Here is a 16,345-nt window from a genome sequence, read left to right as displayed (position 1 = left end):
GGTTAAAATGAATCATGGCAAGTGTAGGTATTTTCTTTGGTAGCGACACTGGTAATACAGAACATGTTGCAAAGCAGATCCAAAAAGAATTAGGCAAGAAGCTCGTCGGTGTTCATGACATCGCAAAAAGCTGTAAAGAAGACATTGCAGAGTTCGATCTGCTCCTATTCGGGATCCCAACTTGGTATTACGGTGAAGCGCAATCTGACTGGGATGATTTCTTCCCAGAACTTGAGGAAATCGATTTTAACGGAAAGCTCGTTGCTATCTTCGGGTGTGGTGATCAGGAAGACTATGCAGAATACTTCCTTGATGCAATGGGAATGGTCCGTGATATCGTTGAAAGTAAAGGTGGTTTGATCATTGGTCATTGGCCAACTGAAGGCTATGACTTTGTTGCTTCAAAAGGTCTTGCAGATGACGATCACTTCGTCGGATTAGGAATCGACGAAGATCGGCAACCAGAACTTACGGATGAGCGGATTAAAAAGTGGTCTCAGCAGGTTTACGAAGAAATGTGTCTTTCTGAGCTAGAATAATGAACGCGATGCCAAAGGCATTTGATAAAAGCCGCGATTGAACTCGCGGTTTTTTGATTAAACTTATTTTCTAACATTCTACCTCTCATTTTTGTCCCCTAGCTTGCGAATTCCCCCCTTTTTGTATTAAGTTATTTCTCCATCAGTGACTATCACAGGGTCTCGTGTGAACGAAAGCCCACAAAAATATACTCAATAAGCTTATTTCTGGGAAAATCATGAATAGAATAATCATTGCGGGGCTGCTGGCATTGGTAAGCCACTCAGCACTTGCAGCGCAACTCAAATACCCCGAAACCAAAACGATACAGCAAGTAGACAACTATCATGGAACCTATGTTTCCGATCCATACCGCTGGCTGGAAGACGATGTCCGTGTATCAAAAGATGTTGCTGCATGGGTCAATGCCCAAAATAAAGTCACACGCCAATATCTTGAGCAGATCCCTGCAAAAGGCCAAATAGCTGATCACCTCAAAAAGTTATGGAACTATGAAAAAAGAAGCGTGATTTTCCAAAAAGGCGATAAATTCTTTTTTTACAAAAATGATGGATTGCAGAATCAGTATGTCCTCTATGTTCAAGACAGTATTGATGGTAAACCTCGCGTCTTGATTGACCCAAATTCTTGGTCAAAAGAAGGGACCGCTGCACTCGGTGGTATTTCTGTTCACCCTGATGGAAAGTATATTGCCTATGCCATACAAGAGTCTGGATCAGATTGGCGTACCTGGAAAATCAGAGATGTTGCAACAGGTAAAGATCTAGAAGATGAACTTCAATGGTTAAAATTTACCAGTGTAAAATGGTTTAACGACGATCTGATCTATGCTCGCTATCCACGCACGCAAAAAGGCCAAGAATTCCAAAGTCTCAACCAAGACATGAAGGTCTATCGGCATCGTCTAGGTCAAAAACAAGCGCAGGATCAGGTTATCTATTTTGATCCCAAACAGCCAAATGCTTCCTATGATACTTCAATTGCAGATGATAAAAAGCACATTGTGATCACCTCTCGATTAGGCACTGACAGCCGTGAAGAAGTTGTTGTTTTAAATCTTGCGGATCCATCTTCAAAACCAAACAAGATCGTTTCCGGGTTTGATTATGAATACAGCGTTTTTGACAGCAAAGATAGCTTTCTTTATGTCAAAACAACCGAAAACGCACCAAAGGGGAAAGTACTCCTCATTGATTTGAAAAAACCAGAGAAAAAATACTGGAAAACACTCATTCCTGAACAAGCAACTGTATTGAGACAAGTCGAGAAATTACAAGACTTCTTTGTCACCAGTGCCTTGGAAGACGCCAAATCTAAGCTGACATTATTCAAATTAGATGGAACAAAAATCAAAGACATCAACCTACCAGGAATCGGTACAATCAGTTCAATTTCCCCATTAAAAGATTCCAATGATTTTTTCTACAGCTATACGAGCTTTAATCGCCCATCAAGTGTTTATCGCTATGACGCAGCATCAGGGAACTCAAACATTCACTTTGAACCAAAGCTAGCGTTTAACCCTGATCAAATTACAGTCAAACAAGTTTTCTATAAATCGAAAGATGGCACACGTGTTCCGATGTTCATCATGCACAAGAAAGGGCTAAAACTGACAGGAAATACACCAACACTCCTATACGGATATGGTGGCTTTAATATTTCAATCCTCCCTTCTTTTAGTCCAAGCCGTATCGCATGGATTGATATGGGTGGTGTTTATGCAGTTGCGAATATCCGTGGCGGTGGTGAATACGGGGAAGCATGGCATAAAGCTGGCACAAAACTGAAAAAGCAAAATGTCTTCGACGACTTTATCTCTGCTGCGAAATACCTTATCGAGGAAAAATATACGTCATCGAAAAAGCTGGCTGTTGAAGGTGGTTCAAACGGTGGACTTCTTGTTGGCGCTGTAACAACACAACGTCCAGACCTGTTCGGTGCAGCAATCCCTCATGTTGGTGTCATGGATATGCTTCGATTCCAAAAGTTTACCGCAGGTCGCTTCTGGGTTGACGACTTCGGTTCATCGGATAACCCAACAGATTTTGCGAACCTTTATCGTTATTCACCATATCATAATGTCCGACCTGGTGTGGATTACCCAGCAACACTTGTGATGACTGCTGATACAGATGATCGCGTTGTCCCAAGTCATAGCTTTAAGTACATTGCAGCACTGCAAAAAGCACATGGTGGTCAAGATCCCGTCTTAATTCGAATCGAGTCCAGCGCTGGACATGGTGCAGGCACACCAACTTCAAAACGAATCAACAGTGCCGCTGATATTTGGGCATTTCTGGCGAAAAACTTTGGAATGAAGGTCAACCTTTAAGCCATTGATTCATGATCGAGGGAGTATTCTCCCTCTTTCATCCCTCATCACAATGGGTGAGATACTCCCCTGCTTTAACTTGCTCATAGATCTTTTGGAGCCCACCTGACTTACTCAGCTTTTCAAGGCCCGCATTAAAGTTTCGGACGTGGTTTTGTGACCCGGCAACTTTCTTTGAAAATAAGACATGAACACTGACGGTATTTAAAGGTGGTGTTAACCAAGAAAATCGTAACCTTTTTTTGTTGTAATAACAGTGGATCAAATGGTGAGCCACATGCGGATCAATCGGCAAGAGATCGATTTTTCCTGCCACAAGCTTTTTCATGTTGTTTTTATCTGATTCATCTTCTTCAATCTTTAGCCATTTACGTTTTTTGGCATTCCAAAAATCTTTTGTATAGGTATAACCACTTGTTGCCCCGATGCGATATTTTTGTAAATCAGATAATCGTTTCCATGTATGAGGAACCTTCCCATCATAGGTAAGAAATGTCGGGACATCATCTCCGACAGCATCACTGAAGTGAAAATGAGCCTGATGTTTTTTATTAAGAGCCCATGTAAAAGTACCTGCATAATTTCCCTTTTTTGCTTCAGAATATGCCTGTTTCCAAGGCATAAATTTCACTTCAATTTCAACAGGATCTGGGGCAAGCCGGAATGACTCCTGAATCATACGTGTTAAAAAACCATTGTGTTTCATACTATGTGAAATATATGGTGGGTATTCACTTGTTGAAAAAACGAGCTTTTCTTCCGCATTTAATACAGCCAAAGGTAAAACACATAAAATGACTAGCAACAGTTTTATTCTAAACATCTTTCCCTCAGTCCATCATCTCATCAAAATGACCGTCTATATTTTCAAAGAATAGAAGATAAATGAGAAAATACTGCTTAGAGAAATCACTTGATAACATTGACTCCACCAGCAGTTTTTGTTTATCTCCTTATATGGTTTCATGTCTGTTTGTTGAATTGAGTTATCTATCCATTTCGTATGAATCAAAAACAAAATTCACTCCGCACTAGATGTGTTCACTGCGACTTCCCATTACGAGTCTGCATCTGTAAACATATTTGTCAGATTGAATCAAACATCAAGGTGTTTATACTCCAGCATCCATCGGAAGCAAATGTTGCCAAAAATACGGCAAAGCTGGTCAATTTAACCCTCACATCTGCACAAGTTATTGTTGGGGAAACGCCTGCGGATTTCGCAGCGGTTATTGCGTCCATTCAACCAGAATATACTTATCTAATTTATCCGGGGGAAGCAGCCATTTCGGTTGAAACATTTTCACCATCGACCATGCCCGCACCTAAGTGCCTCATTTTTTTAGATGGTACTTGGAAGAAAACTTACCGCCTAATGCAGTCTAACCCTTGGTTATCTTCACTCAAGCAGATTTCATTTTCAAAGGCGCCAAAGACGCGCTATCAAATCCGAAAGGCACACAGGGAAGACTCCCTCTCTACAATCGAAGCTGTTGCTTACTCTCTGCAACAATTGGAAAAAATCTCGCCACTGCCATTTATGAAAATTTTGGATGCCATGATTGAAACACAAATGGCCTTTATGCCAGAAGAAGTGAAAAAGAGGTATTCATCGTAATGATATCCGGCTCATTACGATGAAGTTGCTTTTGACGAGTATTACTTATTATAGGTACTGACTTTTATGCGTATTCAAGGCTTGTTTCCAGGCCTTTCGTATTATAATTTTTGTTCCAGTTCTGGGAGGACACTAAATAAATCTGCGACGAGGCCATAATCGGCAACTTGAAAAATTGGCGCATCTTCATCTTTGTTAATAGCCACAATGACTTTTGCATCTTTCATCCCAGCTAAATGCTGAATTGCACCGGAGATCCCGACTGCAATATACAAATCTGGCGCAACAATTTTACCTGTCTGACCCACTTGCATATCGTTCGGGACGAACCCTGCATCAACCGCAGCTCTGGAAGCCCCAATCGCCGCATTGAGCCGATCTGCGATCCCTTCAAGCAACTTGAAATTTTCCGCATTTTGCATCCCACGACCACCCGAGATCACCACACGTGCAGCCGTGAGTTCAGGTCTTTCTGACTTTGTCAGTTCTTCTCCAACAAAGCTGGACAGGCCAAGATCTTTGACCAAAGCGATTGATTCTATTGGCACCTCATCCCCTTGTGAAACAGCTTCAAAGGCAGAGCTACGTACTGTGATCACCTGAATCGGATCTGTTGTTTGAACCGTTGCAATGGCATTTCCAGCATAAATTGGGCGTGTATACGTGTCAACACTCTCCACAGAAATAATGTCTGAGATTTGATTCACATCCAGCATTGCAGCAACGCGTGGCATAAAATTTTTCCCGCTTGTCGTCGCCGCTGTCAGAATATGCGAATAATCTCGGCCTAGCTCGACGACTAGTGCCGCTATATTTTCTGCTAATTGCGCTTGATAAGCCGTATCGTCTGCAACAAGAACCTTTTGCACATTTGCAAGTTTTGCGGCCTCAGTCGCTGCGCCCTGACAGTTGGAGCCAGCAACGAGGACATGAATATCACCACCAATCTGCTGTGCTGCATCGACCACTTTCGCGGTTTCTGCCCCAAGGTGCTGATGATGGTGCTCCGCTATGATTAAAATCGCCATTAGATCACCTTCGCTTCGTTTTTCAGTTTCTCTAACAACTCATCAACTGAGCTAACTTTAATCCCCGCTTCTCGGCTTGCAGGTGGCGTGACCTTAAGCTGCTTCAGTCCAGAAGCTTTGATGTCTACACCCAATGAACCAAGTTCTAGCGCCTCAAGCGGCTTTTTCTTGGCTTTCATGATATTTGGGAGTGTGGCATACCTAGGTTCGTTGAGCCGGAGATCAGTCGTCACAACAGCAGGCAATGATAAAGACAGTGTTTGTAATCCACCATCCACTTCGCGAGTGACTTGGGCTTTATCCCCTTCCAGAACAAGTTTGGATGCAAATGTCCCTTGCGGATATCCGCATAACGCAGCCAGCATCTGACCTGTTTGATTATTATCCGAATCGATTGATTGCTTGCCCAATATGACTAGCTGAGGCGCTTCTTTTTCAACAATTTTTTGCAAAATTTTGGCTGCATTGAGCGCATCTGGCATCTCATCAGAGATGATATGAATAGCACGATCGGCACCAAGCGCCAGTCCGGTTCGCAATTGCTCCTGACAAGTATTCGGTCCAATGGAAACAACAACGACCTCAGAAGCATGTCCTGCCTCTTTCAAACGAATGGCTTCTTCGACAGCAATTTCACAAAAAGGATTCATTGCCATTTTGACATTTGCCAAGTCTACATCCGTTTGATCTGCTTTCACACGAACCTTGACGTTATAGTCAATCACACGCTTGATCGGTACGAGAACTTTCATTTTCTCCCCCTGTCTCCGTCGATTCTTCGATTTAATTTGAGGAACAGACTACTTACTGTTGACGTAAACGTCAACCTCAAATAATCTTGTCAAACAAATCGAGCGGAATAGATGGGGAAAGTGTATTTCTATTCCAATCAACCCTATTTTGAATAAAAACAAAGGTGAATGGCATGGAAAGAGAGTCGATGGAAGTTGATGTCGTCATCGTAGGTGCCGGGCCATCAGGATTGTCGGCAGCAATTCGATTGATGCAGTTAGCAAAAGAAAAAGAACAGGCGCTTTCTGTTTGTATTGTTGAAAAAGGATCTGAAGTTGGTGCTCATATCTTATCTGGTGCAATATTAGAAACAAAAGCACTCGACGAGCTCCTACCAGAGTGGCTATCTTCAGAAGCACCAATCAACACAGAAGTGACTCGCGACGAATTCTATTATTTATTGAACGAAGAAAAATCCATCCAATTACCCAATCTCTGTTTGCCTAAGCCAATGCACAATCACGGTAATTATATTGTGAGTATGGGCAATGTCTGTCGTTGGCTGGCTGAACAAGCAGAAGCGCTTGGCGTCGATATTTTTCCGGGTTTTGCAGCTCAGTCCTTAATCATTGAAAACAACCGAATCGCCGGGATCGTCACTGGGGATATGGGGCTGAACAAATCAGGAGAACAGAAAAGCAGTTTCGCACCTGGTATGGAACTTCGGGGTAAATATACACTGCTTGCAGAAGGAAGCCGTGGTCATTTAGGAAAAGAAGTGATCCGACAATTTCACCTTGATAAAGGAAAAAGCCCGCAACACTACGCGATTGGGTTTAAAGAAATCTGGGATATTCCACCTGAGCAACATCGAGAAGGAAAAGTCGTTCATACTGCTGGCTGGCCCCTGTCCTCAGGTGCCTCAGGTGGTGGTTATTTGTACCATGCAGAAAAGAACCAAGTCTTCGTTGGGCTGATTATTGATTTAAATTACCACAACCCCTACTTAAACCCATTTGAAGAATTCCAAAGGATGAAACATCACCCAGCCATTGCAGCAACATTGGCTCAAGGCACTCGGGTTTGTTATGGTGCTCGCGCCATCACAAAAGGTGGTTACAATTCACTCCCTAAAATGGACTTTCCTGGCGGCTGCTTGATTGGTTGTGATGCAGGGACATTAAACTTTGCAAAAATCAAAGGCAATCACACAGCAATGAAATCTGGAATGCTTGCTGCCGAGTCCGTCTTCCAGGCGATACAAGACAATTGGAGTGATGCAGAGTTTGAACAAGGCTTAACAACAAAACTAAACGAAAGCTGGCTTTATCAGGAATTGCACACTTCCCGAAACTTCGGGCCGACATTGCATAAATTTGGGCCTTTGGTTGGCGGGGCTTTGAATTCTATCGATCAAAACTTGTTTCGTGGAAATTCCCCCTTTACGATTACGGATGATCAGTCGGATCACCTTCAAACGAAGAAGTCTGATACCCAAACACCGATCCAATACCCAAAACCAGATGGGAAATTAAGCTTTGACCGACTTTCTTCCGTATTCTTATCCAATACCAACCATGAAGAAGATCAGCCCTGCCATTTACAGCTCATGGATGTAAAGATACCAATCGAGGTCAACTTACCTTTATTTGATGAGCCAGCACAGCGTTATTGCCCAGCAGGTGTCTACGAAATAATAGAAGAAGGTCACGAACCAAAACTACAAATTAATGCGCAAAACTGCATTCACTGTAAAACCTGTGATATCAAAGACCCAACTCAAAATATCAATTGGGTCCCACCGGAAGGCACTGGTGGACCAAACTATCCAAATATGTGATGAGATAACGTAAAGCGAAATCTTTCAGGAGTGTGACAAAGGAAGATAAAAGAGCGGCAAACCGCTCTTTTTACAAAATTTAACTTTCTTGCTGCTTCTTACGGCCAAATAGAAGCTTCGTAACACCGAATAAGCCTGCGACAATTACAAACCAGAATTTCTTCAAGAATAAAACTGCCGCAGCAAGTAAGCCTGTCTTCGCCAGCACTTTCCCTGCCACTAAAGCACCGATGCCATAAGCTGCGACTTTATCAACAGATGGATCAAAATCTTCGTAGCGCATCCCCTCATTGAAATTTGCCATCGCGAGCACTTTTTCACGATTGAGTTGGATCTCTGTCAATTGTTCCATACCTGCAATAAAGCTCATATTCAGTACACCTTTGCGACCGAGAATTCGAATATCATAGTTCAAGGAGTGATCTGGTGAATTATCAAACTTCAATTCCTTTGCCCAATAAAGCTTTTTGGTTTCTTGGTCGTAATACGGCTTGTCAGCCCAACCCACCAGCTCAATACTTGGGTAACCTTGTTTCACGCGATATTTGCTTGTTTGCGCAGTATCCTTTTTCATCTGCTGCAGCATTTCTGAATAGTCGATTTCTGCGGCATCTTTATCAGAAATATAACCTTCTTCTTCGTAGCTGATCTCTACGCCCCAAGCTTCTGGGTCAATTGGCGTATATTTCACAGGAAACAGCATACCCAGGTTTTTTGAACCTGGAGGATTGCCCCAAAAAGCAGTGAGAACTAGGTTCGCATCTTCTGGCCCAATATAAACAAAATCTTCAGGGACCGTTAGCGTTGCGACGCCATTGGGTAATTCAATTGATCCCGTTTTCTTTTCAAAGGCCTGCCATTCACCGAGTAGTTTTAAAACATATTGCTTTTCTTCTTCAGACATTGTTGTGTCTGTCTGCTCAGAGGCAAAGGAAAAGCAGGAGAATAAAGCAAACATGGCGAGAAAAGAACGAAGCCAGAATTGTTTCATATATTTAACCTACCACAAATAACGTCAATAAAAATTCAAATCAATAAGGGCAGTGATGGTAACACTTGTCTTGGTGATATGCCACTCAGCGGGTCATTTATTTACAATTTTGTAATAAATTTTTAGACGTGCGGAAGAAAGAAAGCCGCATCAAATGCGGCTCTCACATCAAACGAAATATGATTAAAAAAAAAGCATATTTGAATTATACATTCTGTCCATTTCTTGCTGACTTTAATGCGTCAGCTAAGATAAAGGCCATCTCAAGCACCTGATTTGCATTCAATCTTGGATCACATTGTGTCTGGTAGCATTGAGCCAGATCTGATTCTGACAATCCATAAGCACCACCAGTGCATTCGGTGACATGCTGACCAGTCATTTCTAAATGAATACCACCAGCGTACGAGCCTTCGGCTTGGTGTACAGCAAAAAACTGACGGATTTCTTTCAAAATCGAATCAAAATTACGAGTTTTCAGGCCATTGCCTGCTTTGACTGTGTTTCCATGCATTGGATCGCTTGACCAGACCACTTGACGTCCTTCTTGTTGAACGCGACGTACAAGTGCAGGCAGCTTATCGCCCAGAACATCTGCACCCATTCTCGTAATCAATGTCAGACGACCCGCATCATTGTTTGGGTTCACTGCATCAATGAGTCGGATCAGATCATCTTCCTGCATACCAGGGCCAATTTTTACACCGACCGGGTTTTTAATCCCACGGAAAAACTCTATGTGTGCATGATCAAGTTGACGCGTCCGCTCACCAATCCACACAAAGTGTGCAGAGCAATCGTACCAGTCATTTGTTAAATGATCACAACGCGTCAGTGTTTCTTCATAGTTCAATAGGAGTGCTTCGTGCGAAGTAAATACTTGCGTCTCTTTAATTGAAGGTGAGTTCTCTGAAGTGATCCCACAAACTTCCATGAAACGAAGTGCTTGCTCAATGCGATCCGCCAAATCCTGATATTGCTCTTTCAGCGGGTTATCTTGAACAAAACTCATATTCCAGGCATGGACCTGATGCAAGTCTGCCAAACCGCCTTGTGCAAATGCGCGCAACAAGTTTAACGTTGCGGCCGAGTGATGGTAAGCCGTCAAGAGACGTTGTGGTTCAGGTCGACGTGCACTTTCACTGAATTCAAAACTGTTAACAATATCACCGCGATAACTTGGATAACTCACACCATCAATTGTTTCGAGATCTGCTGAACGGGGCTTCGCATACTGTCCTGCCATCCGCGCAACTTTGGTAACAGGGCAAGAGCCTCCAAACGTGAGCACCACTGCCATTTGTAGCAGAGTTTTAAATGTGTCACGGATTTTTGGCGCAGAAAATTCGCTAAATGATTCCGCACAGTCACCACCTTGTAGCAAAAAACCGTTTCCTTGGGATACATTGGCCAATTGCTTATAAAGCTCCCTTGTTTCTGCTGCAAAAACAAGGGGTGGAAAACTTTTTAGCTGTGCTTCAACTGAGGCAAGCTCTTCTAGATTCTCATAATTTGGTTGTTGCTGGATCGGAAAATCACGCCAGCTCTGGGGAGTCCAATTTTTCACTGTATTGTTACCTTACCTTCTAAACTCGTATAGACCTCTAAGTTGCAGTCCCGTCATTGAAAGTAATGTGAATCCTCCTGAAATGCAACCAAAATTGTTGTTTTTTTACGTTCTCGAAAAAAATATCTTAAAAACAACTGAAATCATTGGCTAATTTCATTTAACAACCCACGGGATGCATCTTCTATCAAGTCTAGAACATGTTCAAACCCACGTTCACCACCATAATAAGGATCTGGCACTTCTTGTTCGGAGAAGGTTACAGAATAATCAAGAAATAACTTTACTTTATGCTTTTGGGCTTCTGGGCATGACTTGAGTAGTTCTTTTAAGTTGTTCTTATCCATGGCTAAAATAAGGTCAAATTTTTCAAAGTCTTCTAAAGTGACGCCTCTGGAATAGATCCCTTGAAATGAATAACCTCGCCGTTCGCCAGCAGCTCGTGACCTGGGATCTGGCCCTTCTCCGGCATGATATGCAGAAGTACCAGCAGAATCGATGTCTAATTTCATCGACGCATTTTCCGCAATCTGACGAAAAACAGCATGTGCCGTTGGAGAACGACAGATGTTGCCTAAGCACACAAAAAGAATATGGTTACAGTGCATCTTCATACCTTATTTATTCGCTTTCATTGAATACAAATAACTTTTAAGCCAACCCAACTGGTTGAACCAATTCGTTTTTTCAAAAAATATTCTGGACATTAAAAGGTATTTCCCTATAATCCTGCCAGTCAGTTCGCCACTAGAAATCGTAATGTCATTTCAAAGTCAAAAACCACAAAGCCACCTTCAGTACTGCTTACCTTTCCTTATGGCCAGCTTACCGACAACCACAGCAATTTATATCACGATTATATTGGTTTCGATATCTTCCAAACATGCTGGTGTCTTTTTCTCAACAGAGTGTCAGGGCTTGTATACGGTTGGCGTTGCTTCCTTCCTGGCTGGCATTTACATTTTATGTTTTCTCTTTCCAGTTTTTTGGTTGATTCGAAAATTGAATTGTTTTAACTGGCCTTTGTTAACCAGCCTTGGGTCCCTTAGTGCAATGATTTACGTTGCGCCTGAGTTTGCCTCCATTCCCTTTATGTCTCATTTAGTCGCTGCTTTTCTGGGAGCTGGCTTTGTTGGGTTTATTGCGGCATCTTCTTTGTGGGTGATGTGGCAAGAAGTCACAAAAATCCCTTAAGTAACAACCAGTAAATTCTTCAATTCAAAATCAACAGACACATCTGAAATTGTTTTGCAACAATCCTATCAATCTGGTTACATAATAGACTGATCGGACTTCTTAGTGATTTAGAATTAATCAATTGATCGAGAACTTCCATCTCTGTAGAATTCCGTCCTTTTTTAAACTACTTCTAATTCTTTTTTATTAACAAAAGCAAACTATAGGCAATATGGTCAACTTTTTGTACGGATAAATATCAGAAGTACTTTGCATGTTTAATGAACTCAGGTAAGTGAAATTGAAGTTATACTCCCTTGTTGTACTGAATAGCCTATTCGCACTCAGTGGGCTAAGCCAAAATGTGCTAGCCAAACCGTTGTACCAAACAGAAATCAATGTTGATTTTCCAAATCAAACTCTTCCTGTTGGGATATCTCGTGATGAACAAAGCTTAGCACTCAGTGCCCTTGATCAGCTGCGAGCAAAATTGCCCATCTCTGAAAACTCACAGTTTCAGCAAGTTGCTGTAAAAGAAAGCCTAAGTGCAAAACACTTTCATTTTGTGCAACAAATCAATGGCACACCAATTGCGAACACAGCCCTGACCATTACGATTGGTACAAAAGCAAGCCATGTGCTGCGCACATATCAGCACATCGTACCAACCAAGGATCTGCATGTACCATCACAGAATATCTCGATCTCAGAAAAGCAAGCAATCCGTCTGGCCTATGAAAACTTAAAGCCGACAGGAGAGTTATTAGCATTACCTGAAGCTCTGCTTGTTTACCTTCCGACGCAAAAAGGACTACTGCTAAGCTATGAAGTCAAAATTAGCCTCACTGCGCCGCAAGGTGGCTGGTTACAATATGTCGACGCAACGACTGGTAAAATTTTAAGCTTGGCGCAACGAGAGTTACACCAAAAGCTCCAACAACAAAGTACTCTGGGATCAGACCAACTCCCTCCAGATCACTTTCAACAAACATCAACAAAAAAAATGGTTGACTTTGAAGCCTCCATGCAAGCTTTTCAGTCCAAATCCGCTCAACTTTCTCGCTCAAATACATCTTATGTGCAGGGAAAAGGAAAAGTCTTTTTAACCAACCCCCAAGTTGAACTGAACTCAACACATGTTCGATATGACTCTCCAGAATATATGTTTGACAGTGCCTACACAGAAGTTGTGTTACCTGAGATCACCTTATCTCACACGAACACTGGTAAAGAGGAATATCACTTAACCGGTCCTTGGGTTCATATCGCTGAATTACAAAAGCCACTAGCGAAACCAACAACCTCGACCAATGGCGAGTGGTTATATACCAGAGATCAACAGGCATTTTGGGATGTGAATGCTTTTTACGCGATCGATCAGAACCAACGATATCTTCAATCACTCGGATATGTCGGTCGTAAAGGGATCCAATATCGTTCTATCCCCGTTGATACAAATGGGCTCGATGGCGAAAACAACTCTCGTTATACAACACACAGAACCATCGTATTAGGCGGTAGAGACATTATGCATGCAGAAGATAGTGATATTATTCTTCATGAATACGGACATGCAATCGTTGACGATATTGTAGGGAATACAGATGGTGGCGACTGGGGCGCGATGAATGAAGGGTTTGCTGATTATTGGGCAATGAGCACCCGAAAAGCACCAAAGCACATTGATGATTACTTTATCAATCGTATTGCAACCTGGGGAGAGTCAAGAACTTTGGAAGGCTATTTGAGGATCATGGACCATGACTCTGCACGCTACGATCCAACGAAAACCTATGCCGCTCACAAGCGTCTGGGATCATACAAGATGGGAACTGACCAATTATGGTCCACCCCGCTTTACCAAAGTATGTTAGAAATCCAAAGCAACGGCGATCCAAAAGAAGATGTCGATAAAATCATCTTAAATTCAATGTATGGATTATCAAACTCTGCGACAATGCCAATTTGGGCCAAATCAATCGTCAAGACTGCAAAAGCTGATTACCCAAACAAGTCCTATGCCGATATCTTTGAAAAGCATTTTATCAAACACAATATCCTCAATAAGAAACTGGATATTATACATGTTGAACAAAGTGAAGTTCTCCTTCCTGGCCACTCTGCATGGTTTAGACCAGTCCTTTTCAATGATTCTGTAAATCCACTCAAAAATATCCTGGCAGCGGTTACACAAGCACCTGGACTCACTGTACAACAGGCACAACTTCAGCAAAGCACACTACTTACTGAGAAAACATCACAGTTCTCAGATAAAATCCAAGTGCAAGTGCCGAGCAATGCTGACTGCACATCCCCTGTTGATATCCTTTTTGAGGCAGAAGGTGAATACCCTGATGCAGATATCCTTCGTGGCGATAAAAAAGTCACTCGGCAGATTGGTTATCCAAATGAGAGTTATTGGATTAACTTAGCGAATCAACCACTCAGCCCAATTGGTGACACAATTTCCAGCATCGAAATTTCTGGAACAACTCCGCAGAAGGCCAACCGCCTAAAACTTTGGATAGACATAGAAGGTCATCAATCAGATAGCGTTGAAATCCGACTACAGCATTCTGATTATGTAGTCCCATTACTCATATCTAGAACAAAAACTGATAAGAATGGTCACTTTCAAGCCACAATCCCAAATGTGACTGAGCAAAATGATGGACTCTCTTATTTTAAGAATTTTCCATTAGACGGAACCTGGTCGCTCTTTATTCGCCCATCTTCAACAGGTAAAGCTGGTAAGCTACGCAAGTGGGGTCTGATTAGTGATGATCATACTTTCTCTTGCAAACCTCAACCCCGTCAAATCAAGAAAGTGATCATCGGTGAAGGTGAATCCCACACGATCCCAACTTTATTTGCTCAAGACCCTGCAAATACTGCGCAGTGGCAACAACGTACCACTTCATCTCCATCATTACGACTAACACAAGCAAATGGGACAGATTTTCGTATTGAAGCGCCAGTTGTAAACCAAACACAAACCATACTGACTGACATCACACTCAGCAATGGTCCACAAGAAATCAATCGCATTCAAGTTCCAGTAGAAGTACGCAATACACAGGCATCATTTCAGTTGAAGCCGATCCCAGCACAGTGGGTGATGCAACACATGACGCTCAGTCTCTATGCAAGTAGCGTAACCCCATCCAAGCAACCTTTAACATACAAGTGGGAAGTACTGAAAAATGCTGGTTTGAAAATCGATTTAAAAAATGCAGATCGTGCAAATGTCAGCTTTGATGCGCCCAGTGTATCCAAGTCAACCAAAGTCGTTCTGCAAGTAATCGCAAGAGATGGCCCTGAACACAGTAAACCACTCCATGTTGAAGTGACGATCACTAAAGATAATGGACTGTTTATTGCACCGATGAAGACGACCGAAACGCAATCAGGTGAAACTGTTGAGATTGTCGCACATGCTCATGCAGCGGACCGCCAGAATGCTCATGTGTCATACGACTGGGCACCTGTCAATCCCATTTTGGCACACCAAATTACAATCCAAAAAGACCAGAATACGATGAGCTTCATCGCCCCTGAGGTAGACCGTGAAACAACATTGATTTTCGCTGTTACCGCAATCGATAGCTTCTATCAGAACAAGGAATACGCTTACGTCCTGGTAAAACCAAAGAAAAAGCCTGTCATTCATCCATTTCCTGATTCTGGATTCGAAGCTTTCTCAGGCCAGCAAGTCCGTATTCCTGCAAATGCTGAGGCTTTTAATGGACAACCAATACAATATCAATGGAAAGTTTTGCCTTTAATTCGCTTTGAAGCTGGCTTGATTGATGGGCAGGAAACGAACAGTGACATTCAATTCGAAGCGCCTGATGTTAGCGAAGAGACTTCTTTGGTCTTTGAGCTAACAGTCTCTGATGGTATCAGTACGAGTGAGTCAGTGCCTGTGATGGTCCGAGTCAAACCATACCAAGCGCCAACATTAAACCCATTCAATGCGGTCACTGTTCAGGCTGGTCAACTGATCCAGCTCACCGCCAGCGGTAAATCGATGATAAAATCGGCGCTAACTTATGAGTGGGAACAGATGAACTCGACAGGGGTCGATTTGATGTCGGGCATGAAGACAGGTCAAACGATGTCAGTCTCAGCACCAATGGTGACCAAATCAACAACAATGAGACTGCGTGTGATTGCAAAAGATAGAAAAGGACAAAGTCAGCCGCAATTTGTTCAGATCACCATTCATCCAAGACCTGTATCACCTGTGACTGATGATGAGGAGGATCCATCTTCTCCAGTTTCGCCAGTCTCTGACGATGAGACAGAAACGGGTCCAGGTACTGATACAACTCGAGATTCAGGAACACCAAGTACTGAAAACAATGATGAAGCAGGGAATGAGCCTGCATCAACGTCTGCAACGAGTGACAGTGGCGGTGCAATATTCTTATTATTTGCATTCGGATTATTTGGATGGCGTCGCCGCGTTTAGACCAACGATAAGAAAAGCCGCCTTAGGGCTGTCTTTTATAGAGA

General features: G+C 42.6%; 12 protein-coding genes. 6 read left to right on the top strand and 6 right to left on the bottom strand.

Annotation, left to right across the window (positions count from 1 at the left end):
* Window positions 1-14 precede the first annotated feature (14 nt).
* Together fldA and C505_RS0114185 are read left to right on the top strand one after the other, a co-directional pair.
* Entirely contained in the window at window positions 15-539 is a 525-nt protein-coding gene (gene fldA, locus C505_RS0114190; RefSeq protein WP_018693290.1) for a flavodoxin FldA, read from the top strand.
* A 218-nt stretch (window positions 540-757) separates the two neighbouring features.
* Entirely contained in the window at window positions 758-2,875 is a 2,118-nt protein-coding gene (locus tag C505_RS0114185; protein ID WP_018693289.1) for a prolyl oligopeptidase family serine peptidase, read from the top strand.
* A gap of 37 nt (window positions 2,876-2,912) precedes the next feature.
* On the opposite strand, the gene C505_RS0114180 is transcribed toward C505_RS0114185, so the two are convergent.
* Window positions 2,913-3,698 carry a substrate-binding periplasmic protein gene (locus tag C505_RS0114180; RefSeq protein WP_018693288.1) on the bottom strand — a complete coding sequence of 262 codons (786 nt, stop codon included), beginning with the start codon at window positions 3,696-3,698 and terminating at the stop codon, window positions 2,913-2,915.
* Window positions 3,699-3,878: 180 nt separating this feature from the next.
* Between C505_RS0114180 and C505_RS0114175 the strand changes: the two genes are divergently transcribed.
* Window positions 3,879-4,493, top strand: a complete 615-nt coding sequence (locus C505_RS0114175) for a tRNA-uridine aminocarboxypropyltransferase (RefSeq protein ID WP_026317980.1) — start codon at window positions 3,879-3,881, stop codon at window positions 4,491-4,493.
* A 101-nt stretch (window positions 4,494-4,594) separates the two neighbouring features.
* Here C505_RS0114175 and C505_RS0114170 read toward each other — a convergent pair whose 3' ends face one another.
* Both C505_RS0114170 and C505_RS0114165 read right to left on the bottom strand, forming a co-directional pair.
* A complete protein-coding gene (locus tag C505_RS0114170) occupies window positions 4,595-5,521 on the bottom strand; it encodes an electron transfer flavoprotein subunit alpha/FixB family protein (protein ID WP_018693286.1) in 927 nt (308 codons plus the stop codon).
* Window positions 5,521-6,273: an electron transfer flavoprotein subunit beta/FixA family protein gene (locus C505_RS0114165; RefSeq protein ID WP_018693285.1), complete on the bottom strand. Its 753-nt coding sequence runs from the start codon at window positions 6,271-6,273 to the stop codon at window positions 5,521-5,523. Before C505_RS0114165 ends, C505_RS0114170 begins: the two co-directional genes overlap by 1 nt.
* 173 nt (window positions 6,274-6,446) lie before the next feature.
* Here C505_RS0114165 and C505_RS0114160 point away from each other — a divergent pair, with 173 nt between their 5' ends.
* Window positions 6,447-8,093 (top strand): electron transfer flavoprotein-ubiquinone oxidoreductase, encoded by a 1,647-nt coding sequence (locus C505_RS0114160; protein ID WP_026317979.1) that lies wholly within the window; start codon window positions 6,447-6,449, stop codon window positions 8,091-8,093.
* A gap of 79 nt (window positions 8,094-8,172) precedes the next feature.
* On the opposite strand, the gene C505_RS0114155 is transcribed toward C505_RS0114160, so the two are convergent.
* From C505_RS0114155 to C505_RS0114145, 3 genes are all read right to left on the bottom strand, one after another.
* On the bottom strand, window positions 8,173-9,084 hold the full coding sequence (locus tag C505_RS0114155; RefSeq protein WP_018693283.1) for a DUF2167 domain-containing protein: 912 nt from the start codon (window positions 9,082-9,084) through the stop codon (window positions 8,173-8,175).
* Window positions 9,085-9,289: 205 nt separating this feature from the next.
* Window positions 9,290-10,651, bottom strand: coding sequence for a class II 3-deoxy-7-phosphoheptulonate synthase (locus C505_RS0114150; RefSeq protein ID WP_018693282.1), 1,362 nt, complete (start codon window positions 10,649-10,651; stop codon window positions 9,290-9,292).
* A 143-nt stretch (window positions 10,652-10,794) separates the two neighbouring features.
* Complete coding sequence (locus C505_RS0114145) at window positions 10,795-11,259, bottom strand: low molecular weight protein-tyrosine-phosphatase (protein WP_018693281.1); 465 nt, start codon at window positions 11,257-11,259, stop codon at window positions 10,795-10,797.
* A gap of 151 nt (window positions 11,260-11,410) precedes the next feature.
* On the opposite strand from C505_RS0114145, the gene C505_RS0114140 reads away from it, so the two are divergent.
* Both C505_RS0114140 and C505_RS0114135 read left to right on the top strand, forming a co-directional pair.
* Window positions 11,411-11,845: a hypothetical protein gene (locus C505_RS0114140; RefSeq protein ID WP_018693280.1), complete on the top strand. Its 435-nt coding sequence runs from the start codon at window positions 11,411-11,413 to the stop codon at window positions 11,843-11,845.
* 277 nt (window positions 11,846-12,122) lie between these two features.
* Window positions 12,123-16,301 carry a hypothetical protein gene (locus C505_RS0114135; protein ID WP_018693279.1) on the top strand — a complete coding sequence of 1,393 codons (4,179 nt, stop codon included), beginning with the start codon at window positions 12,123-12,125 and terminating at the stop codon, window positions 16,299-16,301.
* Window positions 16,302-16,345 lie beyond the last annotated feature (44 nt).

The organism is Algicola sagamiensis DSM 14643, from assembly GCF_000374485.1.
Lineage (GTDB): Bacteria > Pseudomonadota > Gammaproteobacteria > Enterobacterales > Alteromonadaceae > Algicola > Algicola sagamiensis.
Note: the sequence above shows the minus strand (reverse complement) of the source record. Positions and strands in the feature narration are given on the sequence as shown.